Consider the following 24,877-nt stretch of genomic DNA (forward strand, 5'->3'; position numbering starts at 1 on the left):
CATGGAACAGTTTCTTCTTTTTCTTCCCGCTCTGGCCTGCCCCGTCGGCATGGGCCTGATGATGTGGCTCCTGATGCGCGGCCGCGGCCCCGCCGAAAAGCCCGCCACCCCTGACCAGGAGCAGGAGCTGGCCAGGCTCCACGCCCAGATCGAGGCCCTCCGCCCCGGCAAGACCGGCCCGGAGGACCGCTACCCGACACCGCACGCCGGCGGGACCCCCGTCGCATGAACACGGCGCTGATCGCACTGGCCGCCACCGCCGCGGCCCTCGCCCTGACCTGGTTCTTCTGCATGCGCCCCATGCGCGGGCAAGCCCGCAGCGACAGTGCAGGCTGCTGCCCGCCTCCTGCGCAAAACATCGATGACCGGCTCCGGGCAGCGCGGGAGGAACTCGCCCGGCTGCAGGCTGGCCGACCCGGCAGCGATGCCGAGGGGTTGTTCGCACCTCCGGTGCAGAGCATTGATGACCAGCTCCAGGCAGCGCGGGAGGAACTCGCTCGGCTCCAGGCAGGCCGCCCAGGCGGCGGCCAGGACACCATCCCGCCGCACCGGTGAGGCGGAACCGCCGGCGACGGCGCGGCCTCCGCAGTGCCGCCGCGCTGCTGGCCGCTACGGCCGGGCTCGTATTCGCGGGATTGCTCTCGGCTGTCCCTGCCTCCGCGCACGCCAACCTGCTCTTCACCGCACCGGCCGCCGACTCGACCGTGGCCACAGCCCCGGACACCCTCACGCTGCTCTTCGACCAGCCCGTCACGACCGCAGGGACGCCGGTCAAATTGGCAGGCCCTGCGGGCGAAGGAACTCTCGGCACACCACGGCTCACCCACGAGAACCGCGCCCTGGAAGTACCGCTCTCCGGCCCGGCACCGCAGGGCATCTACACCGTGCACTGGCAGGTCACCGCGAGGGACGGCGACGTCATGAGCGGCACCTACCGCTACGCCGTAGGACCAGCCGTCACGGCACTTACCGCGGGCCAAACCACGGACACGCAGGGATCCTGGCAGACCACCGCCCTTCGGGTGGTGCTGTTCGCGGCCCTCGCACTGGCCCTGGGCGAACGTGCTGGCGCCGTTCTGCTGGGCCGGCTCGGCACGGCCCACGACGGTCCACGGCCGATCACGCTGTGGGCCTGTCTGGCCGGGCTTGCCGCCGCCGGCGGGCTGGCCGTGCTGCTCCTGGGCAGCGGCTCCCTCACGGCCGGCCTGTCCCGCCCCGCCCCGGACGCCCTGACCGGGAGCCGGCCGGGCCTGGTCACCCTCGTCCAGGTCTTCGCATTTGCCCTGGCCGCAGTCGCGGCCGCAGCGCCCAAGCGCGGCTGGATCTGGTTACCGCTGGCGGCCGTCATCGGCGCCGAAGCCCTGCGCGCCCACCCCCAGCTGGCCAATCCCCTCGTCGGAATCCCGCTGACAGCTCTCCACCTGACCGCCGCCACCGTCTGGACCGGGCTGCTCGTCCACCTACTGCGCACCCTCATCCGGTGGCGCCACGCCCGGGACCCCTCCCGGGAAGCCATCGCCGCCTACGCCCGCGCCGCCGCCTGGGTCTTCACCGCCGTGATACTCAGCGGGCTTGGATCCGCACTGATCCTCGTTCCGTTGGAGAGTCTGCTGACCACCGACTACGGACGCATCCTGCTGGTCAAAACCGGACTGGTCATGGCCGCGGCCGGCTTTGCCCTGGCCGCACGCTTCCTCCTCCGCAGGCAATCCGCCCTGGAGAAAATCAGCCGACCGGCACGCGTCGAAGCCGCCACCCTTTTCGCGGTCCTCATCACCTCCGCCGTCCTGACCGTACTGCCCGTCCCCGGGGACAGGAACGCTCCCCTGGCCTTTCCGCCGCCGGCCACCGGCACTGTCGTGCCGGCGGCGGCCCTGGCCGGGGAAATCGGCATCAACGCACGCGCCAGCTCCGGCCAGCTCGTCATCCAGCTGCTGGCCCCGGAAATCACCGATCCGTCCGGCAAGGCAGCCGCCGCACAGTTCGGCCTCACAGGCTCCCTCGCCGGACCCGGCGGCGACACCACCGACCTTGCATTCCGAAGCTGCGGCGAAGGCTGCTTTTTCAGCCCCGCCACCTGGCGCGACGGCACCAGCCGCCTCACACTCACCCCGACCTCCCGGATCTGGACCGCCAAACCCGCCGCACTCGCGATCAACTGGCCCGCCCTCCCGGCCCAGGAGCTGCTGAAAGAGGCCGTGACGGCGATGAAGGCGGTCCCCGCGGTCACCCTGCACGAACTGGTCACCAGCGACACCGCACGCGGCCTGGGAACACCGCGGTCCTTCCCGACCACCGGCAGAGATTTCATCCGGCGCTCCCTGTACGCCAGCGGGCAGGCCGCCACGGCCACCCGGCTACCCGACGAGAACGGCAACCGCCGGTTGGTCCTGTCCTACCCGGCCGAGAACGCTGTCCTCGAACTCACCCTGGACAAGGACGGCCGGATCCTGCACGAAACCCAGACCGCACCCCACCACCTTGTGACCCGAACCCTGGTCTACCCCGCACCGGCAGGCCACCATGACTAGGCCCCTCTAGCTTCTGCTAAACACCAAACCCCTTACCTTTGTTACCCAGCAGCCAGTAGCGCTTCAATACCCCAATGAGCCGCCGTAGCGGTTGCTGTCACGACGGCCATGCGTCTGTTGGCGGGCGGATTTACCAGGAGGGCATCCGACACCGGCCACGCGTGCCGTCGGCAGAGGCCGCGACGTGGCGGTGCCGCATCTGGAAACGGCGACAGATGCGGCCATTGCTTTGGGTGCCACCGAAGCGGCGCACCAGCCCGCTCCTCACCAGTGGCGCGTACTGCTGGAACCGGCCGGTCACCCGTGCTGCCTCACGGTCGTCTGTCCGGACTAACACGGTAGGAACCTGCGCTTATAAAGAGGAAGGTGCCGAGCGTAGCGCGGTTTGGAGATCGCTTTGCGCGGGCAGACCAATTATCCGGGCCGCCCGTGGTAGACCCTGCATGTCAGGGTCGGCGATGCCCCTGGAGGGACACTCTCTCGTGACATTCTTACCGCGCGTGATGGCACGTGGTATCGCATAGGTTGAGGTCTGGCTTCACTTTTCCGTTTCCAGCTGGCCATGATAGCTGGGGACGACGGTGACGGACCCGATGTTGGGCAGCGCGCGGCGGACGGCAAGGGCGATGCGTGCGGATTGTTGGGCCAACCCTGCCATGGAAATGGTTGTCTGGTCTACAGGAATTGTGACCTCGGCGTGCAGGTGGTGACCGGACAAGCGGAGCCGAGAGGTTGTTCCTTCCGGGAAGTGCCTCTGCAGGGCTGCTGTGAGTTTGTCAGTAAGGGCCGGGTCCACGCCGTCCATGAGCCTGCGACCGATGTCCCGGACGGTTCCCCAGAGCAGCACGGCGATTGCTGCGGAGATCAGCAGCCCGATGATCGGGTCGGCGAGGGGGAATCCGAGCCAGATTCCGGTGACGCCGGCGACGACGGCCAGGGATGTGAAACCGTCGGTGCGGGCGTGGATTCCGTCTGCGACGAGGGCGGCTGAGCCGATTCTTCGTCCGACGCGGATCCGGTAGACCGCGACGACTTCATTGCCGACGAAGCCGACGAGGCCGGCCGCGAGGACCCAGCCCAGGTTCTGCACCGGCTGGGGTTCAAAGAAGCGGCGGATGGGTTCGACCGCGGCCACGACAGCCGACAGGGCGATCATTGCGACGATGAAGAGTCCGGCCAGGTCTTCGGCCCGGCCAAAGCCGTAGGTATAGGTTTTGCTCGCGGCCCGACGGCCGAGAAGGAAAGCAACCCATAGCGGCACAGCTGTGAGGGCGTCCGAGAAGTTATGGACGGTATCGGCCAGCAGCGCCACCGAGCCGCTGACGAGGACGATGACCAGCTGGAACACAGCGGTCAGGCCAAGCCCGACCAAGGATATTTTCACCGCCCGGATCCCCTGGGCGCTGCTTTCCAGCGCCCAATCCATGGAATCAGCGGAGTCGTGGGAATGCGGCACAACCAGGTGCCTCAGCCAGTTGAGGAAACCCGTCCCATGACTGTGCCCAGCGTGGTCGTGGTGATGGGGGTGGTCACCGTGGCCGTGGCGTTCCTCAAGGTGGGGCATATGGACATCATGGCCGGAGGGAATCCGCCCGCTCATTGCCCTGCCGCCTCTGCCCCGTGGTGCGGGTGAAGTCGGTGGTGGGGTGCGGTGCCCAAGGTGTGCTCGGCCTGATGGATCGCATCGGCGACGAGCTCCCAGGCGTGCCCGTCCTGCAGGCGGTAGTAGACCTTTGTCCCTTCCTGCCTGGTCGTGACCATCCGGGCAAGCCGCATCTTCGCCACGTGCTGTGACACCGCGGCCGCGGATTTTCCGGCTTTCTCCGCCAACGCGTTTACGGGCAGCTCCCCACGCCGCAAGGCAAGAATCAACCGGACCCAGGTCGCGTCGGCCAGCATGGCGCGAAGACTTCCACAGCCAACTCAACGTACTCACTGTCCGGCGTCAGCGTACAAGGCCCCTTATCTGCATTCATACGCAGATACTTACACATAAGGCCGCACTGTACAAGCTCGGGTGGACGACGCTTAGTTCATGCCGGTGCCTGACATTTGGCCATGTCAGGCTTTTGCGATGGGTGTGCTGAACCCGGTGATTCATTGCCCCCAAGGCATTAAAATCACCGGCCCTAAGCGGACCCTTTCAGCTTGCGCGTACGAAGGTACGGCGCTTTCGGACGTCATTCAGGTCAGGGGGTGGACGGCGGTTTCGTTGCCGGTCAGGCCGGAGCTGAGGATTAGGCCGCTTTCGACGTAGATGCCTACGTGGCCGGACTGGACAACCATGTCACCGGGCTGGGATCGGAGACGACGGTGCCGTAGTTCCTGAACTGCATCGGGCTAAAGTCCAAGCAGGTCTGCATTCAGCAAAGATGTACTCCTATTCCCGCCTCGCAGCACAGGGGAGGAAAGGTAACTCCCTGCGTCAGCATCCATGAGGGCCGGAAGGAACCCCTGGAGACTGCTGTTGATAGTTGCAGGTATGAATAGCACCGCCGTGCCGCTGTTGACACCAGGACAGGCACGACAGCAGGCCATCCCGCTGGCCTTCCTCGCCGGTGCGATCATCGGCTCCAGGCGGCATGATCGGCCTGGGCGGTGCTGAATTCAGGCTTCCCCCTTCGCCCGCTTCAGCAGAGACAAGAGCTTCCCCGTCCTGGGACAAAGCAAACGTTTCCTCATCAGGATGACCTTGGGCTCCATCACCGGAACAATCGCCGTCGACCTGCTCCTGAGAGGCGTCCCAAACCTGGTCCTCATCCCCCTGCTCGTCCTGCTTCTACTGCTCTCGTCGATCAAAGTCTGGAACCACGACTAGGCCACAATGACGCCCTGCGGGGCCAAAAAGCATTTGCTTCAAGCACGACCTGCCCGATCTAACGTTCGGTTAAGGTCCCCAACCCAACTGGAGTACAGACCGTCTCGTAACTCTTGGATACAAGGCGTCTCACCGGCTGTGTGAACGCTCCGCGCATCTGGGCAAACTCCTGACGCGTCGCTCTTTGCAACTATGTATCGCGACTCCCACATTCCATGACCGCGTCCTGTTGCAGCACGCCCCAGCCTGATGTTCGGGCGCCTGGCCAGGGAGGATTCGCCTATCCGTGGAGCTCCGCTCTTGTCCATAGACACCTGCCGACCCGCGAGAGCTGACATCGCCAGCCCCAGCCCAAGCGGTTTCCATAAAGCCCCGATTCTTCGGACACTATTTTCGATAATTCTCGGGCTACCGCACCGCGGCTTTTGCCCGGGGACTGTCAGGATGGGATCTGAGAACATCATGTGCCACTTTCAGTGAAACGGAACTTCGCGCTATTTTGACGCCAACGCAGACCGTCACATCGAATTTCGCGTGCCAGATGAGGACGGCAGACCGGTGCCGACAAGTTGCCCGCGCTGCCCGCCACCCCGTCCAACGCTGCTCTACCGCGGGGCGATCTTCGAGAAGCTGTGCCGGGTGTGGCGTGGAGCGAACCCTCCTGCGGTTTCTGCTCTTCGGATGGGCCGCTAGCTCCTTGACCGAATCTCCTTTATCGGCTCTTTTGGCTTGGCCTGCTCGAAGGGGGCCGAACGACGCCTTCTTGCTGCCCGTTGCTTCGTTGGCCCGCTTCAGTTGTCGGTGACATACCTAGCGAACTTGAACGGTGGGGATGGCCAGTGTGGCATCGCTACCAGCAGGGCGCCGGACTGCACCATTTCGACGAAGAAGCCGCCAATACTCATCAGTTTTTCTCCGACCAGTATGTGAAGCTCCGCTCCCCAGGCAGCCACCTGGCCGGACCTGTATCGGAGGGGTAATTGCATGCCTCAAAGGCCAGAGGTGTCTTTTCGACGTTACGTTACAGCAATGGACGATGACATCACCAATCTACGCTATCATCGTCATATGACGATGGAAACTATGTCTTCTGCCGATCCGTGTCGGCAACTCAGTCCAGCAGCGGCGCTGTTTCATTCCCTCAGTGACCCGACTCGCTTGAGCATCGTCCAGCGCATGGCCGGCGGTGAGGTCCGGGTTGGTGACCTGACCTCGGAGCTGGGCCTGGCCCAGTCAACGGTATCCGCCCATGTGGCATGCCTTCGCGACTGCGGCCTGGTCGAAGGCCGGGTGCAGGGCCGCAGCGTCTACTACTCACTGTCCCGCCCGGAACTGATGGACATGCTGGCACAGGCCGAGATCCTGCTTGCTGCCACCGGCAACGCGGTCAGCCTCTGCCCGAACTACGGGACCGGCAGCACCGGCGCCACCCTGACCCAGGAGAACGAAAAATGAGTGACGCCTGCGGCTGCAGCGACGAGAAAACCCTAACCGGAGAGTCCGAAGAAGCCGAGGAAGCCCTCGGCTTCTGGCAGGTCACCGAGATCCGGGCGGCAGCGGTGTCCGGTGCACTGCTCCTCGCGGCGTGGATAACTTCGCTGGCCAGAGGACCCGAGTCGGTCACGCTTCCCCTGGAAATAGCCGCGCTGCTAGTCGCGGCCTGGACATTCGTCCCTTCCACGCTCCTGCGCCTGTTCAAGGGCAAGATCGGGGTCGGGACATTGATGACGATCGCTGCTGTCGGTGCGGTCGCCCTGGGGGAATTCGAGGAAGCGGCCATGCTGGCCTTCCTCTACGCGATCTCCGAGGGACTTGAAGAGTACTCATTGGCGAAAACGCGCCTTGGCCTGCACGCCCTACTGGACCTTGTCCCGGCCGAGGCGACCGTCCTTCGCAGCGGCAGCGAGGTCACTGTGGACCCGGCAGAACTCGTCCCCGGGGACCGGATGGTTGTCCGCCCCGGGGAACGCCTGGCCACCGACGGCAGGATCCTCACCGGCCGTACTTCCCTGGACACGTCGGCGCTGACCGGTGAGTCCGTCCCGGTCGAGGCCGGACCGGGCAGCGAGGTCTACGCCGGGTCGATCAACGGCACCGGCCCGTTTGAAGTTGAAGTGACCAGCACAGCGGAGAACAACTCGCTGGCACGGATTGTGCACATCGTGGAGGCCGAGCAGTCCCGCAAGGGCCCGGGCCAGCGCCTGGCGGACTCCATCGCCAAAAAGCTCGTCCCCGGCATCCTGATCGCCGCCGCGCTGATCATCGTCTTCGGCTTCATCGTCGGCGAACCGCTGCTGTGGTTCGAACGCGCCCTCGTCGTCCTGGTCGCAGCCTCGCCCTGCGCCCTAGCCATCTCCGTCCCCGTCACAGTCGTCGCTTCCGTAGGTGCGGCCAGCCGCATCGGCGTGCTCATCAAGGGCGGAAGCGCCCTGGAAACCCTCGGCAAAATCCGCACCATTGCGCTGGACAAGACCGGAACCCTCACCCGGAACAAGCCCGCCGTGATCGATGTCGCCGCAACCGGGACCGCGACAAGGGAACACGTCCTGGCCCTCGCGGCCGGCATGGAGGCCCGCAGCGAACACCCGCTCGCCCGCGCCATCCTCGCCGCCGCCACGGACCGGGCTGCCGTCACCGACGTGGACACCGTCCCCGGCGCCGGTCTGGAAGGCCGGTTCGACGGCAGGACCGTCCGCCTCGGCCGGCCGGGCTGGATCGACGCCGGCCCCCTGGCCGCCGAGGTCGAGCGGATGCAGCAGGCCGGCGCGACCGCCGTCCTCATCGAAGAAGACGGCCAGGTCATCGGGGCTGTCGCGGTCCGTGACGAGCTGCGCCCCGAAGCCCGGGAAGTCATTGCCCGGCTCACAGCGTCCGGCTACACCACGGCCATGCTCACCGGCGACAACCTCATCACCGCCACGGCACTGGGTAAGGCCGCGGGGATCACCGAAGTCCATGCCGACCTCCGGCCCGAGGACAAGGCCGAGATCATCCGCACGCTCCAGGGCCGTGCCCCCACCGCCATGGTCGGCGACGGTGTCAACGACGCCCCGGCCTTGGCGACCGCCGACAGCGGCATCGCCATGGGTGCTATGGGCACCGACGTCGCGATCGAAACCGCGGACATCGCCCTGATGGGTGAGGACCTGAACCACCTTCCCCAGGTCCTCGATCACGCCCGCAGGACCCGGAGCATCATGCTCCAGAACGTGGGGCTGTCCCTGGCGCTGATCGCGGTGCTGATCCCGCTCGCGCTGTTCGGCATGCTCGGCCTGGCCGCCGTCGTCCTCATCCACGAACTGGCCGAAATCGTCGTGATCGCCAACGGCGTTAGGGCAGGCCGGATCAGCCGCAAGACCACGTCCAACGCCGCCGCACCGGCCCCGGCACTGGAACCGGCAGCGTGAGCGCCGAAACCGCTCCATGCTGCAGGCCTGCGCGACCGCCTGCAAAGCATGCGCCGATGAATGTGAACATCACGCGGGAATGCACGAGCATTGCAGGATCTGCGCCGAGTCGTGCCGGCGCTGCGAGGCAGCCTGCTCTCATCAGTCTTAGCGCGGCCTCATGCGAAGTCAGTGCAGAAGCAGCTCCAAGGGCATGCAGACAAAAGCGGCCGACTCATCAGGGGCAATGTAGGTGCGGCCACCGCCGCGTCCGAGCCCTCTTCAATGAGCTCCGTCAGGAAATCCTTCGGGTGTTGCTAAGCCCGCCCTGCATGTACTCCCTGATGCACTGTATGCGCACCGTGGACGAAGCGCTGCGTGGGACTGCCAAGATGAGGTTATGACCATCGCGAAGACGATCCTCTTGTTCATCCTGGCCGCGGCCGCCGAGATCGGTGGCGCGTGGCTGGTTTGGCAGTCAGTCAGGGAAGGCCGGCAGTGGTGGTGGGCCGGGCTGGGCGTTGTGGCCCTGGGCATTTATGGCTTCGCGGCCACGCTGCAGCCGGATGCGCACTTTGGGAGGATCCTCGCCGCGTACGGCGGGGTGTTCGTCGCCGGGTCGCTGGCGTGGGGAATGGCCTTTGATGGATTCCGCCCGGACCGGTGGGACATCGCGGGCTCCATCATTTGCCTGCTCGGGGTCGCAGTCATTATGTTCGCCCCCAGGGATACCGTCTGAAACACTGAGGTTATGGACTACGAACTGCGGATCATCCCGGAGTGCCCCAACAGCGCTCCGGCGCTTGAGCTGTTCCGTGCGGCACTGACCAGCGAAGGGGTGCCTGGAGAGGTCCGTGTTCTGGAGTTGGTCAGCGAGGAACAGGCCGCCGAACTGGGCTTCCATGGCTCGCCTTCCTTTATCGCCGGCAACCGTGACGTGTTCCCCTCAACCGCTTCGCCAGCCCTAACGTGCAGGGTCTATCCGGGTAAGGCCGGCCTGGCCGGTTTGCCTGCGAAGGAAGAACTTCAGGCTGCCCTCCGCTCGGCGTCCTCCAGCTCGTAGACCCTTCATGGGGTTGCCGCAGTCAGTGGCGGCTCGGGATGACGGTGACACTGCCGACGTTCGGCAGTGCCGCCCGCGCCGCGTGATCGATACGGCCGGAGAGTTCCTCCAGTTCCGTCATGGTCGTGCTCCCGGATGCAGGTGCCGTGATTTCGGCGTGCAGGGAGTGCCCGGACCAGCGCAGCCGCGACGTGGCTTCATCGATGCCGTGGTCTTGCAGGGCGGCGGTGAGTTTGTCGGTAAGGGCCGGGTCGACGCCGTCCAGGAGCCGGCGGCCGATGTCCCGGACGGTTCCCCAGAGCAGCACCGCGATCGCCGCGGAGATGAGCAGCCCGATGATCGGGTCCGCGAGGGGGAACCCGAGCCAGATACCAATCACTCCGGCGACGACAGCCAGGGAAGTGAATCCGTCGGTGCGGGCATGGATTCCGTCCGCGACCAGGGCGGCCGAACCGATCTTCCGTCCGACCCGGATGCGGTAGACCGCCACGAGCTCGTTCCCCGCGAAACCGACAAGCCCGGCGGCGAGGACCCAGCCCAGGTTCTGCACCGGCTGGGGTTCGAAGAAGCGGCGGATGGATTCGACCGCTGCGACCACGGCCGACAGCGCGATCATCGCGACGATGAAGAGCCCGGCCAGGTCTTCAGCCCTGCCAAAGCCGTACGCGTAGGTTTTGGTCGCGGCCCTTCGTCCGAGCAGGAAGGCAATCCAGAGCGGCACGGCCGTCAGCGCGTCGGAAAAGTTATGGACGGTGTCGGCCAGCAGCGCCACCGAACCGCTGATCAGGACAATGACCAGCTGAAACATGGCCGTCAGCCCCAGCCCCACCAGCGAGATTTTCACCGCACGGATACCCTGGGCACTGCTTTCCAGCGCAGGATCCATGGATTCGGCTGCATCATGGGAGTGCGGGACGAGCAGGTGCCTCACCCAGCCCGGGAAACCTCCGTGGCTGTGCCCGTCGTGATCATGATGATGCAGGTGGTCCGCGTGCCCGTCATGTCTGTGCGCGTCGTATCCGTGCTCGTGGCCGTGAGTATGGGTTCCGTGGCTTGGGTCTGTTGGCCTGCTCATTGTCCTGCCGCCGCTGTGCCCTGGTGCTGGTGGAGACGGTGGTGAGGTGCGGTGCCCAGGGTGTGTTCAGCCTGGTGGATTGCATCTGCGACAAGCTCCCAGGCGTGCCCGTCCTGCAGCCGGTAATAGACTTTGGTTCCTTCCTGCCGGGTGGTGACCATTCGCGCAAGCCGCATCTTCGCCAGGTGCTGGGAAACAGCGGCGGCAGATTTTCCTGCCTTTTCCGCCAGCGCATTCACCGGCAACTCACCGTTCCGCAGGGCCAGGATCAAGCGGACCCTCGTTGCATCAGCGAGCATCGCGAAGACCTCCACGGCCAACTCGACGTACTCGCTGTCGGGCGTGAGCGTACATTCCCGCTTATCTGCATTCATACGCAGATACTTGCACAACTGTCCAGGGAGCTCAAGTCGCCACCTGACCTACGTGCCCGAAAGAGCCTTGGACCATTCCGGCAGTCCGCCTGGCGCAGGATGTGTCCGTGGTCGCCAGCTGCGGCAGACCGAACCTTCGTGTGTGCCTGGGAGTGGAGACGCCCCGGTGCGCCTTCCCAGGGGAGGCCGCCGAAGCTGCCCGGCAGGACTGCGGCGCTGTAGGTTAGTTGGCATGACCGAACCCGTGGGACAGCTTGCATCCATTTCCGTTGATTGCCCGGATACGGAGGTCCTTGCCGGCTTTTACTCACGGCTGCTGGGCCTTCAGGAGGCTTTTGCTACTCCGGACAGAGGGGTTATGGCTTTGGCCGGGGCTGGCCCGATGCTGACGATGATGCGCGTCGACAGCTATATCCCGCCGACCTGGCCAGAGGGCTCGCAGCGCCAGCAACTCCATCTGGACATAGCGGTCGAGGAACTGGACATTGCGGCGGAGGCTGCTATTGCCTTGGGTGCCGCGTCAGTTGCGCACCAACCGGCCCCCGGACAGTGGCGCGTGATGCTGGACCCGGCGGGGCACCCGTTCTGCCTGACGGCCGTCCGTCCCTGAGCCCTGCCGCCGGCCTGCACTGTGCCAAGTTTCGGATCAGAAGACGCCTGAGCGCCGCGGGCCAGATGGGGCGGACAACAACCGGCACCGGTCTTGAAGGAAGGAAAGCACGACGTGGTGACCAAGGCAGAGATCCTGGCCGGGTACACCCGTGCGCGCGCCGACCTGAGCGCATGGCTGGAGGGCTCAACCGCCGCCGATCTTCGCCGCAAGAGCAACGGCACAAAATGGACCAACGAAGAACTGCTCTTCCACATGGTTTTCGGCTACATGGTCGTCCGCGCACTTCTGCCACTGGTCCACATCATCAGCCGACTCCCCAAACCCGCCGGCACAGGCTTCGCCGCGCTCCTGAACGCGGGAACCCGCCCCTTCCACATCGTCAATTACTGGGGTTCCCGCGGCGCCGCCCTCTTCTACAACAAGCGACGGATGGCCCGGAAACTCGATAAGACCCTCCGTGCCATCACCGCCCGGCTGGACCGTGAAAACCCTGCGTCGCTCTCACGGTCAATGTCCTTCCCGGACCGATGGGATCCCTTCTTCATGCCGTCGATGACTCTGAACGACGTCTACGCCTACCCCACAAAGCATTTCGACTTCCACGCCCAGCAGCTGAGCCTGGGCCGGCCCAACGATTAGAAGATCTCCGTAGCGCCATCGGATCGCCCCATACCCCGCAGCCATTCCTGCTAGGGGCGCCTCCGGCAAGCTTGCACCCAGTTCGGCCGGACTGTAACTCTGAATCAGGGGGCTAAGCAATTTGTGGGCACCTGTTACTCGGCTTGTTTCGCACCGGGCTTTAGCCGATGATGTGCAGCGGCGGGTGTTCCCTGTCCTTGTTGGGAGGAGATCCTGGGTCTTCGTCCGGGAGCAGTCGCTAAAGAGGGGGGTGGGGCTGGCTCCCGGTCTCAGCACGTCTGGAGCCGGCCCCGCTATATCGGGTGAGCAATGCCCAGAGTGCAGCGGCATCAGACCAGGGCGTTCGCATTGCGACTGTGGCGTCTTCCACCCTTGGGGTTTCGAGGCGCAGAGCTTTGAGGGACACCGGGCTGGCTAGTAAACGCTGAACGGACGCTCTTAAATCCTCCCGACGGCGACCGGCCGCCGCGGGGACCACCAGCCCGGCAGAAAAGGACCCCGGTGGTGATGGCCGGCTCCCTGCAGCGCATAGTAGAGCACGCCCCAGCTGGTGGTTTGAGTGATGCACAGTGCAGCCAATCCGCCGCGGGGTGCCCCTTCCGCAGCCAGTGTCCGCGACGGCGTCGGGGCAGACATGGTCAGTTCCCGGTGAGCTCCGCGTAGAGCGTTTGGACGCGGGCTTTGATGTCGCCCCGGACCAGGCGCATCCGCTCCATGCCCTCGATGCCGCGTTCGGAGGGCTCGTCCGTTTCCCAGACCTCGAAGCGCTTGCCCTCGACCGGTTCGAGCTTGGCTTCGGTGCCCAGGACGATGACTGCGTCCACGGTGTCCAGGACCTCGTCGGTGACCGGTTTGGGGTATTCGCCGGTGACGTCGATGCCCAGTTCGGTCAGGGACTCCACCGCCTGCGGGTTCAGGTCCTTGGCCGGTTTGGTACCGGCGGAGTAGACGGCAATTTTGTCTCCAGCGAGGTCACGCATAAGGCCTGCGGCGAGCTGGGATTTGCCGCCGTTCTTGCTGCAGACGAACAGTACGGAGGGCGTTTTTTCCTGGGTCATGAGGAGGTTTTTTCCTTTTCGGGTGAAACAGTGGTGAGTGAGCTGACGAGGTTCTTGACCCGTTCGTGGATCTGGTCCCGAATGTCCCGGACGGTGTCGAGGGGCTGGTCCGCGGGGTCTGGCAGGTCCCAGTCCTCGTAGCGTTTGCCGGGGTAGATCGGGCAGGAATCCCCGCACCCCATGGTGATGACCACGTCGGAGGCGCGGACGACGTCATCGGTGAGGGGCTTGGGGTAGTTCTTCGTCAGGTCCAGGCCCATCTCGACCATCACGGTCACGACGCCGGGGTCCAGTTCGGCCGCCGGCAGTGACCCGGCGGATCGGACGTGGACCCTGCCTTTGGCTTCGACGGTGAGCAGGGCGGCGGCCATTTGGGAGCGTCCGGCGTTCTGCACGCAGACGAACAGGACTTCCGGGACCTCTGACCCGACGGTGCCCTTGGACTTCGCCAGTGCGGCCAGCCGGTCGTTGGCGAAGTGTTCTGTGGTGGCGGGAAGGTACGCGCTGATTTTCGCGGTACGGGCCAGCGCCGTGTAGGACTCAAAGACGTACCGCTCGACGGTTTCGACGGCGAAGATCCCGGCGAACCGCTCGGCGAGCCGTTCACTGATGCGGTGCAGGAGCTCGGTGTTGTCCTGCAGGCCAAGGCCGGTGTCGCGGTGTTCAGTCATAACAGCTCTCCAAAGGGTGGGTTCGTTGACCGGATTACGAGCCGGTCGCGCCGGAGCGCCCGTGGGCGAGGCCTGTGGGGAAGCCGACCAGCACCGGTTCGGGTGCGGCGCAGCAACCGGACTCCGCAGCGTCAGAGGCCTGTGCGGCCGATACCGCGGGGACGTCACAGCTGGTTCCGGCGTCGGTGGAGCATACGCCGGTTTCGGGGAGTTCGAGGTGGACCCTGTCAGCTGATTCCTGGTCGCCGGCGATTGCGGCGGCAACGGAGCGGACCTGTTCGTATCCAGTGGCCAGCAGGAAGGTGGGCGCCCGGCCGTAGGACTTCATCCCCACGATGTAGAAGTCTTTGTCCGGGTGGGCCAGGAGTTTTGCACCGTGCGGCGGGACGGTGCCGCAGGAGTGGAATTCGGGATCGATGAGCGGGCCGAGTTCCGTGGGCGCTTCGACGGCGGGGTCAAGGTTGAGACGGAGCTCGCGCAGGATGTCCAGGTCGGGCCGGAAGCCCGTGCAGGGCACCAAGACGTCGGTTTCGAGAGTGCGGCCGTCGACGGACTCGACAACAACTCCGGACTCGAGGGTCTTGAGGGAGCTGATGCCGAAGCCGGTGTGCAGTTCGATTTTTCCGGCTTCCACGAGGCGGCGGACCCGGCCGCCGAGCTGGCCGCGCGCAGGCAGCCCGTCAAGGTCACCGCCGCCGTAGACTTTCGCGGCCGAATCTCCTCTGACCGCCCAGAGGATCTGCGTGTCCGGCTCTTCCTTGGCCAGGTCGGCGAGGTTGATCAAGGTGTTGGCGGCGGAGTGCCCGGCGCCAACGACGAGGACGCGGCGGCCGGCAAAGGCGGCGCGGTCGCGGCCGGTAACGTCGGGCAGCGGTGCCGAGATCCGGTCCGTCGCGGCGTCTTCGCCGATGGCGGGCAGCCCGGAGGTGCCGAGCGGGTTGCGGGTGGACCAGGTGCCGGAGGCGTCGATGACTGCTGCGACGGTGTGGTCCCGGGTTTCGCCGTCACTATGTTCGACCCGGACCACGAAGGGGGTCGTGTCCCGGCCCTTGATGTGGGTCTTGTCCAGGCCTTGCCGGGTGACGGCGGTGACGCGGGCACCGGTCTGCAGACGCGAGGAAATCTCAGGCAGCGAGGCCAGGGGTGCGAGGTAGTTATCGATCAGCTCGCCGCCGTAGGGCAGGGCCGTGGGCCGGGGCGTTTCCCAACCGGTGGTTTCCAGGAGCCGGACGGCAGCGGCGTCGGTATTGAACCGCCACGGTGAGAAAAGGCGGATGTGGCGCCACTGTTCAATGGCCGCCCCCGGTGACGTGCCGGCTTCAAAGATCAGCGGTTCCAGTCCCCGTTCGAGCAGGTGGGCCGCTGCGGCCAGGCCGACCGGGCCGGCGCCGATCACGGCGACCGGGAGGTTCTTCACTGAATCCATGGTGTCCTCTTTCATCCGTAGTGGTGGTGCGGTTCTTGTCGGGGGGCGCCGGCCAGCCGGTGTCGGGGGCCGGCAGGCGCCCGGGGATGGGGTTAGCAGCAGTCCTCGTCGCAGCAGCCGGAGTCACTGCAGCATCCGTTGGTCATGAGGCTCACCCCCTCCCCTGTTCCCGGTTTAGGCGTGGCTGGGTTCTTCGACTAACGCGGTGGCGATGCTGTCCGCATCCTCCAGTGCGGCGAGGTAGCGTTCGGCGTCCAGGGCGGCGGCGCAGCCGGTACCCGCAGCCGTGATGGCCTGCCGGTACCGGTGGTCTACGGCGTCACCGCAGGCGAAGACGCCGCAGAGGTTGGTGACGGTGGTGGGCGAATCGACCTTGATGTAGCCGTCCTCGTCCAGCTCCACCTGGCCCGTCAGCAGTTCGGTGCGCGGCACGTGCCCGATCGCGACGAAAATGCCCGTCGCGGCCTGGTGCCGGGTCTCGCCGGTAACGGTGTCCCTCAGAGTGACACCGGAGACTTTTCCGTCGCCGTGGATGGCCGCGACGGCGGAGTTCCAGGCGAACGTGATCTTCGGGTTGTCCTTGGCCCGCTGCGCCATAATGCGCGAGGCGCGGAGTTCGTCCTTGCGGACGACGACGGTCACGGACTTCCCGAACCGGGTCAGGAACATCGCTTCCTCCATCGCCGAGTCCCCGCCGCCGACCACGATGATGTCCTGTTCGCGGAAGAAGAACCCGTCACAGGTGGCACACCAGGAAATGCCGTGGCCGCTGAACTTCTTCTCCTCCGGCAGGCCCAGTTCCTTGTACGCGGACCCGGTGGCCAGGATGACGGCCGGGGCTTCGTAGGTCTCGCCGCTGCCGGTGACCACGCGCTTGAGGTGGCCCGTCAACTGGACCTCGGTAACGTCGTCGAACTGTACCTTGGCGCCGAACTTCTCGGCCTGCTCCTGGAGCCCGTCCATAAGCTCCGGGCCCTGGATGCCGCCGGGGAAACCGGGGAAATTCTCCACCTCTGTGGTGTTCATCAGCGCACCTCCCGCGGTGACGGATCCGGCCAGTACCAGCGGCGCCAGGCCGGCCCGGGCGGCGTAGATGGCGGCGGTGTAGCCGGCGGGGCCGGAACCGATGATGATCAGCTGTTCGGCCGTGGCCGGCGCTGGGGTTTCGTTGTTGCTGCTCACGAGTGTCTCTCCTGGTGTCCGGGACGGGCTACTTGGCAGCGGGGATGAGGGATTCGATCAGGCCCTCGATGCGGGTCTTGATCTGGTCCCGGATAGGGCGGACGGATTCGACGCCCTTGCCGGCAGGGTCTTCCAGGACCCAGTCCTCGTAGCGCTTGCCCGGGAAGTAGGGGCATTCGTCGCCGCACCCCATGGTGATCACTACGTCCGACTCCTTCACGGCTTCGGTGGTGAGGACCTTGGGGACCTCGGCGGACATGTCGATGCCGACCTCGGCCATGGCTTCGACGGCGGCTGGGTTGATCTTGTCCGCGGGCTGGGACCCGGCAGAGCGGACCTCGATCTGGCCCTGCCCAAGGGTAGTGAGGAAGGCTGCGGCCATCTGGGAACGGCCGGCGTTGTGGACGCAGACGAACAGGACGGAGGGCTTCTTGGCGGTTTCGGTGCTCACTGGTGTCTCCTGGGATTAGTTGGGTGGAACGGTCTGGTTGAAGTCATCACACCCACACATCCACATCCAGAATATTGATGTTGATCGATGTATGGAGTATCCGACGCTTTATTGATGATTGTCAATATAAGAACTGAGGCTGAGGCACTTTTCTTCTGCGCACCGCGCGCGGGGTGCGTTCGGCGTGTCAGGCGGCGTGCAGCCGGGGTGCGAGGCCGTTGATGCGGTGGGAGATGTCGTCGAAGGCGTTTTCGAAGGCGTCCTCGGTATTGATCCGGAGGGGGTCCGGCACTGACCAGTGGATCGCGCCGAGGCTGGTGAGTTCCTCGTGGGCGTTATCGCAGACGGTGACGACGAAATCGCCGCTGGCGACGGCGTCCAGCTTCCTGGGCGGAATTTCCGGCAGGTCCACGCCGTGATGGCGGGCGACGTCGATGGCGCCCTGGGCGATGCGCTCTGCCGGGTGCGTCCCGGCCGAGGTTGACGGAATGTCGCTGACCTGCCGCCAGAGGGCGGCTGCCAGCTGGGAGCGGGCACTGTTCCGCGTGCAGACAAACAGGATGCGGGCGGCGCCGTGCTCGACACCGGGCGCGAGTCCCTCTAGGGCGCCGGCAGCCAGGCGGATGTAGCTGCGGCGCTTGTCCGCCTCGGAGCGGTGCCGGGTTGCCAGGCCCGCTCCCTGCAGGGCGCGCAAGTGGTGGGACAGCAGGTTCGAGGGCATGCCCAGTTCAGCCTGCAGTTCGGTGGGTGAGAAATCCCCGAGGGTCAGCAGGTCAACAATGCGCAGCCGCGCCGGATCGGCCAGGGCTGCATGCTTGGCGACCCGCGACTGGAACACATCTGCTGGTTCAGTATTCATTGACTCAATTTTGACTGAGTTAATATCTTGAGTCAAGCTTGGTGCCATGACTACAAACCAGTCGCCGTTGTGGCGCCGTGCCGTCGCCGAACTCCTGGGCACCAGCCTGCTTGTGATGATCGTCGTGGGCTCGGGGATCATGGCCCAACAGCTTTCCCCCAACGACGTCGGTCTGCAGCTGCTGCAGAACAGCACCGCCACCGTGCTGGGCCTGACCGTCCTGATCCTCGTGCTCGGACCGGTCAGCGGCGCGCACTTCAACCCCATCGTCTCGCTCGTGGACTGGATCCTGGGGCGGCGCAGCGGCGCGGGCCTGACCCTGCCGGAGCTCGGGGCCTACACTGCCGCCCAGACCCTCGGTGCCATCAGCGGCAGCGTGGTCGCAAATGCCATGTTTGAGGTGGCTACGTCCATCTCCGGCAAGGACCGCGCCACCGGCGGGCACCTGCTCGGTGAAGTCGTGGCGACCGCAGGACTCATCCTGCTGATCTTCACCCTGGCGGCGACCAAGCGGGGCGTCCTCGCCGCGCCGGCCGTCGGAGCCTACATCGGTGCCGCCTACTGGTTCACGTCCTCGACCTCCTTCGCGAACCCGGCCGTGACCATCGGCCGGATCTTCAGTGACACCTTCGCCGGGATCGCACCGGCCTCCGTTCCCGCGTTCGTCATTGCCCAGCTCGTCGGCGCCGCAGCAGGCCTGGGCCTGGTGCTCCTCTTCTTCCCCTCCGCCGGCCGCGCTGCCGATGATGTGGTGCTCCCGCACGAAGCGGACAAGTCCAGGCCCTAGCCTGTGAGCCCGGGCAAAAGCAGCGCCGCTGCTGTTGTATTGATGGATGTCAATATTGGCGCATAATGAGTAGATGAATTTGCTGCCCGTTCTTGAGCCGGCCCCTGACACCTCCTGCTGCCCGCCGGCAGGAGACGCTGCTCTGGGTGCCAAGGAAGCCAAGCAGCGGGCGCTGGTCTTCAAGGCCCTGGCTGACCCGAACCGGCTCCGGCTGCTCTCCATGATCAAGGCCTCCCCCTCCGGGTCGACCTGTGTATGCGACCTCACCGCACCCTTGGACCTGGGCCAGCCCACTGTGTCCCACCACCTCAAAGTCCTGGTCGAAGCAGGCCTGCTGCGGCGCGAAAAGCGCGGCACCTGGGCCTACTTCTCCCTCGCCCCCGACGCGCTGGGCCGTGCAGCGAACCTCCTGGCCAACCTGTGACCGCGACCCTGACCGTGCGGGCCATGGAACCGGCGGACTGGACCGGCGTGCAGGGGATTTACCAGGAGGGCATCGAGACCGGCCACGCGACGTTCGAAGCCGCCGCCCCGGAATGGGAGCACTTCGACCTGTCCAGGCTCTCCCGGCACCGCCATGTCGCGGCCTCTGCCGACGGCACTGTCGTGGGCTGGGCCGCCGTCTCGCCCGTCTCCACCCGCCCGGCGTATGCCGGAGTAGTGGAACACTCCGTGTACGTTGCCTCCACTGCCCGGGGACTGGGCATCGGCAAAACCCTCCTCCAAGCACTTATCGACTCCACCGAAAACGCCGGCATCTGGACTATCCAGGCCAGCGTCTTTCCCGAGAACGAAGCCAGCCTCAAGCTCCATTTGGCCACCGGCTTCGCCATCGTCGGCCGCCGGCAGCGGATCGCCCGGATGACCCACGGACCCCTGAACGGGCACTGGCGCGACACCCTCCTCATCGAACGCCGATCACCCGGTATCTAAACAGCCGGTACGTCGGTTCGCTATGAGCCCCAAGACCCGAACCATCGAAGCCGTTCGAGACGAAATCATCTCCGCAGTTGCGAGACGACGGGTCCTGCGTGCCACATTCCCTGACCGCGTCCTGTTGGAGTACACCCCAACCTGACGTCAGGCAGCTCCTCCAATCACGTCAGAATAGGGTGCGAAAGCCAGCTTCGGCACATGTCCAATGACAAGTCTTAGATTCAAACTTGGCTGCCGTCCTTGTTGCTGAGCTTGTATCGACGGGTGCCTGGCAGTTATGCGACAGCTTGTTGCGCAATTGTCCAGAGGCTGTCTGGACAATTAAGGACCCCAGCTGCACCGGCTCCGTCTGTCCGGGCCCTGCGTGTCCTCGAATCTGCGCAATAGTGCCACAAGCTGTGGCACTATTCAGCGGTCCGCCCATCCTCACACGACCACGGTCGATACCGATGCCGCAGTCGGCGTTGGCCTCCCCGCCTGCTCAGAACGAACCACGTCCTCGAGCGAATCAACTCCTCACACCTCTGGCATCCAAGGTTGTAGCGTGAGCTGCGCCCACGGCCGGTCATGTCGGGTGATGGCGTTATTCAGATGAATTCACGTGACCACAATGACATGCGAAGAATGCACCGAGGAATTTCAGCCCACCCGTAAAACACAACGCTTCTGCTCAACTCGCTGCGGCAACCGGCAGCGCGACCGCCGACGTCGGGCTCGCAACGGCATTGCCCAGGCGCCGGAAGCAGACTCGCCCGCTATTGACCTAAAGGCCCAACTGGAGGCTACCCGGCGACAGCTGGAGTCGAAAACAAGATCGTGCCAGCGGCACCGGGAAGTACTCCAGTCCAAGCTCCGGTCCCAAGCTGGCGAGATCGATCAACTCAACGCAGAGAACGCGGAACAAAGAGTTGGCAGCAACCTCCTGCAGGCAGAGGTCGCCCGCCTCAAGCGCGCACAAAGAACTAACGTTCAGGATTTGGCACACATCTCTGCCTGGCTGATTTCCCTCTCGCAGGCGAAGGGCATCGCGCTTGACCAAGCAACTCTGGAAATTTTCCGCCGGCGCGGGTGGCAGCCATCGAAACGGCAAGCAGGAGTGCCGCGACTATGACGATGTCCATCGCCCGGCTCTCGGCACAATCGGGCCTCCGCTACCTATTCAAGACAACGATGATGGACGACCTCCCCACCCCTCCTCCGGACGCCACCACCTACTACATGAAGGCGGGAACTCCGGAAGGTAGATGGGTCGGCAGCGGACTCAAAGGAATCAACAGAACCACAGGAGACCAAGTCACCGAGACGGACGCAAAGGCAGTCTTCGACTCAGCAATCCATCCCGACACGCGCACTCCCCTGGGCCGTCCGCACGGCCAACCCACCGCCGTCGTCAGCAAAACAGGGCCGCCCACGGTGCGGCACGCCGTTGTCGGCTTTGACCTCACCTTCAGCGTGCCCAAGTCCGTGTCCGTCCTCTGGGCGCTCAGCCCCCGCAGCACCCAGGACCTAATCCTGCGGACCCATCACGAGGCTGTCGCAGAAACCCTCACCTGGCTCGAGGAGAACGTCATCCTCACACGCGCCGGACGGAACGGCGTCGCCCACCTCGGCACAAGGGGTGCCATGGCCGCCGCCTTCGATCACTGGGAATCACGCACAGGCGACCCGCAACTGCACACCCATCTGGTGATCGCCAACCGGATCCAGCGCATCACCGACGGAGCCTGGGTCACCCTTGACTCCCGCACCCTGTACAAAGCCGCCGTCGCCGCCAGCGAACACTACAACGGACTCCTCTTTGACGCCCTCCACCGCCACCTCGGAAGCGACACCGACATCCGTATCCCCACCACCAGCACCCGCAATCCCAGCCAGCAGCTCACCGGCATAGACGAAGAACTGATCCGCGAATTTTCAAACCGGTCCCGCCTCATCAACCTCGAAACAGACCGACTCGTGGCGGAATGGATCGCAGAACACGGTTATCCTCCAACCGCAGCAACAACAATCAAGCTCCGTCAGCAGGCCACCCTGGCAACCCGTGTCCCCAAAGCCGAACTCCCCGCTCCCCTGCGCGAACTCTCAAGCCAATGGCGGACACGAGCTACCGGCAAAGGTTTCCAGCCAGCCGACGTCCTCTCCGCCACCATCAACCGATCCCGCAGCTCCCCCTTCTCCGTCACGGACTTCACGCCCGACTGGATTGACGCCGTCGGAACCCTGGCCCGTGAACGGGTCGCCGCCAAGCGCTCAACCTGGAACCGCTGGAACCTGCTGGCCGAGGCCGAAAGGGTCTGCGCGCAGATCCGCTGCCGCTCGGCGTCAGATCGGAACGCGCTGATGGATGCTGTCGCCACCGCCGCTGAGCATCAGTCCGTAGCGCTGAACGAGTACCGCTACACCGTCCCCCAACACGCGGGGCCGGACCTCCAGCTCGGGCACGGCACCGTCTTCGATTTCCACGGATCGCGCCTCTACACCGATACGTCGACGCTCGCCTGCGAGGACGCGATTATGGCGGCAAGGAACGACGACGACGGCCCGGCCGTCCGCGCCGATGTCACCATGGATTCACTCAACCGAGTCCCGCAATCTGGGGTGCCGACGCTGCACTCGGATCAACGCGCCGCCGTCGCTAACGTACTCCTCAGCGGAAACCGGCTCGACGCCATCGTCGGCCCCGCGGGCACAGGAAAGACCACAACCCTCGGCAAAGTCAAAACGGTCTGGGAAGCACAGTACGGCGCAGGCAGCGTAATCGGGCTGGCTCCTGCAGCGGCCAGTGCGGACGTGCTTGGCCGCCAACTCGCTATGGCAACAGAGAACGTCGCCAAGTGGCTGCACGAGTCGGAGGGTCACGGGGCCAGTTCCCGGGCAGAACGCTTCTTCGAGGTTCAAGACCGTCTGACTACCACACACACCAGCGACCGCCGGAGCGTCGCCCTCGCTCAGGCAGCGGCCCGGCTCGCTGCGACGCAACAGAAGTGGTGCTTCCACGCGAACCAACTCGTAATCATCGACGAAGCGTCCATGGTGTCCACCTTCCAGCTCGCGGCCCTCGTCCAGCAGGCAAAAACGGCTGGCGCGAAGATCCTCCTGGTGGGCGACCCCGGCCAGCTGGACTCGATCGATGCCGGCGGCGTCCTCGGCCGGCTCGACCGGCAAGGCAAGACAACCCGGCTCAGCACCATCTGGAGATTCCATCAGCAGTGGGAGCGTGCATCGTCCCTCAAGCTGCGGGCCGGAGACTTCTCAGCGATTGCGGAGTATGACCAGCATCGACGGATCCGGCACGGCATCTACATCGACATGGTCGACCAAGCATACTCGGCGTGGCAGGCGGATACGCAAGCAGGCAATTCATCCATACTCATTGCCGCTGACAATGACACGGTCGGCATGCTCAACGAACGTGCCCAGGCCGACCTCGTCGCCCAGGGCGCCGTGGATCCCGAGTTGACGGTCCTCCTAAGCGATGGCCTACAGGCCGGCTCCGGCGACATCATCATCGCCCGCGGCAACGACCGCAGGCTCGTTGACAGCGAAGGTGACTTTGTCCGCAACGGCACCCTGTTCGCCGTCGGCTGTGTCAGCAGCCGGGATGGCTCAATTCTTGCGGTGCGTCGGGACACCGGAGCGACAGTGGTACTTCCCTCGATATACCTCGAACAGAACGTTGAGTTGGGCTATGCGACCACGGCGCACCGTTCCCAGGGCATCACCGTCGACACGGGTCACACCGTAGTCACGCAAGGCCGGCTCACCCGGGAGCTCCTCTACGTCAGCATGACCCGCGGCCGCTCCGGCAACTTCGCCTACGTCAGCGAAGGCAATGACTCCGAGCATCCTGCCGTTGATCCCTCCCTGCAGCCGTCGTGGCGAAGCATTCTGGGCGAGGTGCTCGCTGCGGAAGGTGCTGAGCGGACCGCCCATGAAGTGCGCGACGCGGAGCGCAATAAGTCAGACAGCCTTGAGCGGCTCTACGCGGAGTATGACTACTTGGCGCAAATAGCAGCCGCTCAGGGTCTGCGGGAGAGCTTTTACAAGTACGACGGCGGCCCGTCAGTCGAGCTCGAAGGGTCACCTCCGTGGGGCACGGCCCTAGCGGCGTGGCGGAAGGCGGCCGCGGTCAGCGTTCAGGGCGCCGAACGCGTCTTGGAGCAGACGATCCGACAAAGCGCTCCTGCACATGATCCCGTTGCCGTACTCAGCTCGCGGTTGAGTCGGTTCGTAAAGGGGATGCCGACGACGCCCATCGACCCCTTAGTCGAGGATCTGCCTCTTGGTCGTCTTGATTTGGCGGAACTGGTCGATCAGGTTCGCGCACGGATCCGGCATAGGACCGACAAAGTAATCATGACTGCCCTCACGGAAGATTTTGACTGGAAACGCAGCCTGACAGCCTCGCTCAGCGATGTCGATAAGGCCGGCGAGCTGCTTCGCGACGTGGCGATATTCAGGGACAGGTGGGGAATTTCAGAGTCTCCCCTGCCATTGGGACCGACCCCCGCGGATTACGAGTGGGAACAGCGGCGTCATAGGGAAAATCTCCAGGAAGCAATGGACAGCGCCTGCAGTCGATCAATGGGCATGGAATCGAAAGCCATGTCTGTGAATTCGAGTTTTTCCGAGCAAGTCGTCCTTACGAGTGCCGGCTGGCAGCTTTAAGCTGAATCGTAGAGGCGCAACTATGGTCATAAACCCGACAGTGAAACCCAGAGTTGTGACGACTGGGCTGGTATCGACCAGCGCGGTTGTCCTGTTGGCGTTCGTCCTCTTCCTGGCATCAGTTCGTACGCCTGAGCTCCCTTCCTTGCTGAAGGTTGCTATCGGCATCGTCTTCCTGGCCGCTGCGCTTCTCGCGGGCGGTCTGTGGTGGAAACGTATCAACCACCGCCGAACTTGGCTGTCCGACGCAACAGCAAAGTGGCTGTCGGTGATGGTCGAAAAGTGAGCCATTGTGACGGTTGAAAACTGAGCCACCCGTTCCAAACGATTGGGTGGGTGA

25 protein-coding genes and 2 pseudogenes are annotated in these 24,877 nt (G+C 65.0%); 17 read left to right on the forward strand and 10 right to left on the reverse strand.

The annotated features are described in order from the left end of the window. Position 1 precedes the first annotated feature (1 nt). From PV768_RS16245 to PV768_RS16260, 4 genes are all read left to right on the forward strand, one after another. A complete protein-coding gene (locus PV768_RS16245) occupies positions 2 to 229 on the forward strand; it encodes a hypothetical protein (protein WP_421093559.1) in 228 nt (75 codons plus the stop codon). Continuing rightward, complete coding sequence (locus tag PV768_RS16250; protein ID WP_421093560.1) at positions 226 to 555, forward strand: hypothetical protein; 330 nt, start codon at positions 226 to 228, stop codon at positions 553 to 555. Before PV768_RS16245 ends, PV768_RS16250 begins: the two co-directional genes overlap by 4 nt. Next, complete coding sequence (locus PV768_RS16255; protein WP_421093561.1) at positions 552 to 2,531, forward strand: copper resistance CopC/CopD family protein; 1,980 nt, start codon at positions 552 to 554, stop codon at positions 2,529 to 2,531. The genes PV768_RS16250 and PV768_RS16255 overlap by 4 nt, the downstream gene beginning before the upstream one ends. A gap of 190 nt (positions 2,532 to 2,721) precedes the next feature. Then, positions 2,722 to 2,865: a VOC family protein gene (locus tag PV768_RS16260; protein WP_421093584.1), complete on the forward strand. Its 144-nt coding sequence runs from the start codon at positions 2,722 to 2,724 to the stop codon at positions 2,863 to 2,865. Between the two features lie 204 nt (positions 2,866 to 3,069). Here PV768_RS16260 and PV768_RS16265 read toward each other — a convergent pair whose 3' ends face one another. After that, positions 3,070 to 4,131 carry a cation diffusion facilitator family transporter gene (locus tag PV768_RS16265; RefSeq protein ID WP_421093562.1) on the reverse strand — a complete coding sequence of 354 codons (1,062 nt, stop codon included), beginning with the start codon at positions 4,129 to 4,131 and terminating at the stop codon, positions 3,070 to 3,072. Then, positions 4,128 to 4,507: pseudogene (locus tag PV768_RS16270) on the reverse strand (ArsR/SmtB family transcription factor). Before PV768_RS16270 ends, PV768_RS16265 begins: the two are co-directional and overlap by 4 nt. Before the next feature lie 716 nt (positions 4,508 to 5,223). On the opposite strand from PV768_RS16270, the gene PV768_RS16275 reads away from it, so the two are divergent. From PV768_RS16275 to PV768_RS16300, 6 genes and pseudogenes are all read left to right on the forward strand, one after another. Next, a complete protein-coding gene (locus PV768_RS16275) occupies positions 5,224 to 5,349 on the forward strand; it encodes a hypothetical protein (RefSeq protein WP_421093563.1) in 126 nt (41 codons plus the stop codon). Positions 5,350 to 6,417: 1,068 nt separating this feature from the next. Then, positions 6,418 to 6,804 (forward strand): ArsR/SmtB family transcription factor, encoded by a 387-nt coding sequence (locus PV768_RS16280; protein WP_421093585.1) that lies wholly within the window; start codon positions 6,418 to 6,420, stop codon positions 6,802 to 6,804. After that, entirely contained in the window at positions 6,801 to 8,756 is a 1,956-nt protein-coding gene (locus PV768_RS16285) for a heavy metal translocating P-type ATPase (RefSeq protein ID WP_421093564.1), read from the forward strand. The genes PV768_RS16280 and PV768_RS16285 overlap by 4 nt, the downstream gene beginning before the upstream one ends. Positions 8,757 to 8,766: 10 nt before the next feature. Then, positions 8,767 to 8,907 (forward strand): annotated as a pseudogene (locus tag PV768_RS16290) (four-helix bundle copper-binding protein); the annotation flags it as partial. A 228-nt stretch (positions 8,908 to 9,135) separates the two neighbouring features. Then, on the forward strand, positions 9,136 to 9,474 hold the full coding sequence (locus tag PV768_RS16295) for a YnfA family protein (protein WP_421093565.1): 339 nt from the start codon (positions 9,136 to 9,138) through the stop codon (positions 9,472 to 9,474). A 12-nt stretch (positions 9,475 to 9,486) separates the two neighbouring features. Then, on the forward strand, positions 9,487 to 9,798 hold the full coding sequence (locus PV768_RS16300) for a hypothetical protein (RefSeq protein WP_421093566.1): 312 nt from the start codon (positions 9,487 to 9,489) through the stop codon (positions 9,796 to 9,798). Between the two features lie 22 nt (positions 9,799 to 9,820). On the opposite strand, the gene PV768_RS16305 is transcribed toward PV768_RS16300, so the two are convergent. Together PV768_RS16305 and PV768_RS16310 are read right to left on the reverse strand one after the other, a co-directional pair. After that, positions 9,821 to 10,873 carry a cation diffusion facilitator family transporter gene (locus tag PV768_RS16305; RefSeq protein ID WP_421093567.1) on the reverse strand — a complete coding sequence of 351 codons (1,053 nt, stop codon included), beginning with the start codon at positions 10,871 to 10,873 and terminating at the stop codon, positions 9,821 to 9,823. Next, a complete protein-coding gene (locus tag PV768_RS16310) occupies positions 10,870 to 11,247 on the reverse strand; it encodes an ArsR/SmtB family transcription factor (RefSeq protein ID WP_421093568.1) in 378 nt (125 codons plus the stop codon). Before PV768_RS16310 ends, PV768_RS16305 begins: the two co-directional genes overlap by 4 nt. Positions 11,248 to 11,479: 232 nt before the next feature. On the opposite strand from PV768_RS16310, the gene PV768_RS16315 reads away from it, so the two are divergent. After that, a complete protein-coding gene (locus tag PV768_RS16315) occupies positions 11,480 to 11,857 on the forward strand; it encodes a VOC family protein (RefSeq protein ID WP_421093569.1) in 378 nt (125 codons plus the stop codon). 114 nt (positions 11,858 to 11,971) lie between these two features. Beyond that, the gene (locus PV768_RS16320; RefSeq protein WP_421093570.1) at positions 11,972 to 12,499 is read left to right on the forward strand and encodes a DinB family protein; all 528 of its coding nucleotides are present in this window, start codon (positions 11,972 to 11,974) and stop codon (positions 12,497 to 12,499) included. Between the two features lie 638 nt (positions 12,500 to 13,137). Here the strand turns inward: PV768_RS16320 and PV768_RS16325 are convergent. From PV768_RS16325 to PV768_RS16350, 6 genes are all read right to left on the reverse strand, one after another. Further along, on the reverse strand, positions 13,138 to 13,557 hold the full coding sequence (locus PV768_RS16325; RefSeq protein WP_421093571.1) for a low molecular weight phosphatase family protein: 420 nt from the start codon (positions 13,555 to 13,557) through the stop codon (positions 13,138 to 13,140). Continuing rightward, positions 13,554 to 14,228 (reverse strand): arsenate reductase ArsC, encoded by a 675-nt coding sequence (locus PV768_RS16330; protein ID WP_421093572.1) that lies wholly within the window; start codon positions 14,226 to 14,228, stop codon positions 13,554 to 13,556. The genes PV768_RS16325 and PV768_RS16330 overlap by 4 nt, the downstream gene beginning before the upstream one ends. A 34-nt stretch (positions 14,229 to 14,262) precedes the next feature. Then, the gene (locus PV768_RS16335) at positions 14,263 to 15,654 is read right to left on the reverse strand and encodes an FAD-dependent oxidoreductase (protein WP_421093573.1); all 1,392 of its coding nucleotides are present in this window, start codon (positions 15,652 to 15,654) and stop codon (positions 14,263 to 14,265) included. A gap of 174 nt (positions 15,655 to 15,828) precedes the next feature. Then, the gene (gene trxB, locus PV768_RS16340; RefSeq protein WP_421093574.1) at positions 15,829 to 16,836 is read right to left on the reverse strand and encodes a thioredoxin-disulfide reductase; all 1,008 of its coding nucleotides are present in this window, start codon (positions 16,834 to 16,836) and stop codon (positions 15,829 to 15,831) included. A 28-nt stretch (positions 16,837 to 16,864) separates the two neighbouring features. After that, positions 16,865 to 17,287 carry an arsenate reductase ArsC gene (locus tag PV768_RS16345; protein ID WP_421093575.1) on the reverse strand — a complete coding sequence of 141 codons (423 nt, stop codon included), beginning with the start codon at positions 17,285 to 17,287 and terminating at the stop codon, positions 16,865 to 16,867. Between the two features lie 187 nt (positions 17,288 to 17,474). Further along, a complete protein-coding gene (locus PV768_RS16350) occupies positions 17,475 to 18,146 on the reverse strand; it encodes a helix-turn-helix domain-containing protein (protein WP_421093576.1) in 672 nt (223 codons plus the stop codon). A gap of 46 nt (positions 18,147 to 18,192) precedes the next feature. Between PV768_RS16350 and PV768_RS16355 the strand changes: the two genes are divergently transcribed. From PV768_RS16355 to PV768_RS16375, 5 genes are all read left to right on the forward strand, one after another. Next, complete coding sequence (locus tag PV768_RS16355; protein WP_421093577.1) at positions 18,193 to 18,933, forward strand: aquaporin; 741 nt, start codon at positions 18,193 to 18,195, stop codon at positions 18,931 to 18,933. A gap of 73 nt (positions 18,934 to 19,006) precedes the next feature. Further along, positions 19,007 to 19,357 (forward strand): ArsR/SmtB family transcription factor, encoded by a 351-nt coding sequence (locus tag PV768_RS16360; protein WP_421093578.1) that lies wholly within the window; start codon positions 19,007 to 19,009, stop codon positions 19,355 to 19,357. Positions 19,358 to 19,380: 23 nt separating this feature from the next. Next, entirely contained in the window at positions 19,381 to 19,866 is a 486-nt protein-coding gene (locus PV768_RS16365) for a GNAT family N-acetyltransferase (RefSeq protein WP_421093586.1), read from the forward strand. 1,110 nt (positions 19,867 to 20,976) lie between these two features. Then, positions 20,977 to 24,537 carry a MobF family relaxase gene (mobF, locus tag PV768_RS16370; protein WP_421093579.1) on the forward strand — a complete coding sequence of 1,187 codons (3,561 nt, stop codon included), beginning with the start codon at positions 20,977 to 20,979 and terminating at the stop codon, positions 24,535 to 24,537. A 55-nt stretch (positions 24,538 to 24,592) separates the two neighbouring features. Next, positions 24,593 to 24,823 carry a hypothetical protein gene (locus PV768_RS16375; protein ID WP_421093580.1) on the forward strand — a complete coding sequence of 77 codons (231 nt, stop codon included), beginning with the start codon at positions 24,593 to 24,595 and terminating at the stop codon, positions 24,821 to 24,823. Positions 24,824 to 24,877: the final 54 nt, after the last annotated feature.

It is taken from the genome of Pseudarthrobacter sp. CC4 (assembly GCF_048957775.1).
In the GTDB taxonomy this organism is placed as follows: Bacteria; Actinomycetota; Actinomycetes; order Actinomycetales; family Micrococcaceae; genus Arthrobacter.

What these genes read in the sequence shown, in the direction of transcription:
- PV768_RS16355 (WP_421093577.1), top strand. Translation starts at nt 18,193, where the DNA reads ATGACTACAAACCAGTCGCCGTTGTGGCGCCGTGCCGTCGCCGAACTC.
- PV768_RS16330 (WP_421093572.1), bottom strand. Translation starts at nt 14,228, where the DNA reads ATGACTGAACACCGCGACACCGGCCTTGGCCTGCAGGACAACACCGAG.
- PV768_RS16335 (WP_421093573.1), bottom strand. Translation starts at nt 15,654, where the DNA reads ATGGATTCAGTGAAGAACCTCCCGGTCGCCGTGATCGGCGCCGGCCCG.
- mobF (WP_421093579.1), top strand. Translation starts at nt 20,977, where the DNA reads ATGACGATGTCCATCGCCCGGCTCTCGGCACAATCGGGCCTCCGCTAC.
- PV768_RS16300 (WP_421093566.1), top strand. Translation starts at nt 9,487, where the DNA reads ATGGACTACGAACTGCGGATCATCCCGGAGTGCCCCAACAGCGCTCCG.
- PV768_RS16305 (WP_421093567.1), bottom strand. Translation starts at nt 10,873, where the DNA reads ATGAGCAGGCCAACAGACCCAAGCCACGGAACCCATACTCACGGCCAC.
- PV768_RS16350 (WP_421093576.1), bottom strand. Translation starts at nt 18,146, where the DNA reads ATGAATACTGAACCAGCAGATGTGTTCCAGTCGCGGGTCGCCAAGCAT.
- PV768_RS16265 (WP_421093562.1), bottom strand. Translation starts at nt 4,131, where the DNA reads ATGAGCGGGCGGATTCCCTCCGGCCATGATGTCCATATGCCCCACCTT.
- PV768_RS16310 (WP_421093568.1), bottom strand. Translation starts at nt 11,247, where the DNA reads ATGAATGCAGATAAGCGGGAATGTACGCTCACGCCCGACAGCGAGTAC.
- PV768_RS16285 (WP_421093564.1), top strand. Translation starts at nt 6,801, where the DNA reads ATGAGTGACGCCTGCGGCTGCAGCGACGAGAAAACCCTAACCGGAGAG.
- PV768_RS16250 (WP_421093560.1), top strand. Translation starts at nt 226, where the DNA reads ATGAACACGGCGCTGATCGCACTGGCCGCCACCGCCGCGGCCCTCGCC.
- PV768_RS16245 (WP_421093559.1), top strand. Translation starts at nt 2, where the DNA reads ATGGAACAGTTTCTTCTTTTTCTTCCCGCTCTGGCCTGCCCCGTCGGC.
- PV768_RS16295 (WP_421093565.1), top strand. Translation starts at nt 9,136, where the DNA reads ATGACCATCGCGAAGACGATCCTCTTGTTCATCCTGGCCGCGGCCGCC.
- PV768_RS16315 (WP_421093569.1), top strand. Translation starts at nt 11,480, where the DNA reads ATGACCGAACCCGTGGGACAGCTTGCATCCATTTCCGTTGATTGCCCG.
- PV768_RS16360 (WP_421093578.1), top strand. Translation starts at nt 19,007, where the DNA reads ATGAATTTGCTGCCCGTTCTTGAGCCGGCCCCTGACACCTCCTGCTGC.
- PV768_RS16280 (WP_421093585.1), top strand. Translation starts at nt 6,418, where the DNA reads ATGACGATGGAAACTATGTCTTCTGCCGATCCGTGTCGGCAACTCAGT.
- PV768_RS16365 (WP_421093586.1), top strand. Translation starts at nt 19,381, where the DNA reads ATGGAACCGGCGGACTGGACCGGCGTGCAGGGGATTTACCAGGAGGGC.
- PV768_RS16325 (WP_421093571.1), bottom strand. Translation starts at nt 13,557, where the DNA reads ATGACCCAGGAAAAAACGCCCTCCGTACTGTTCGTCTGCAGCAAGAAC.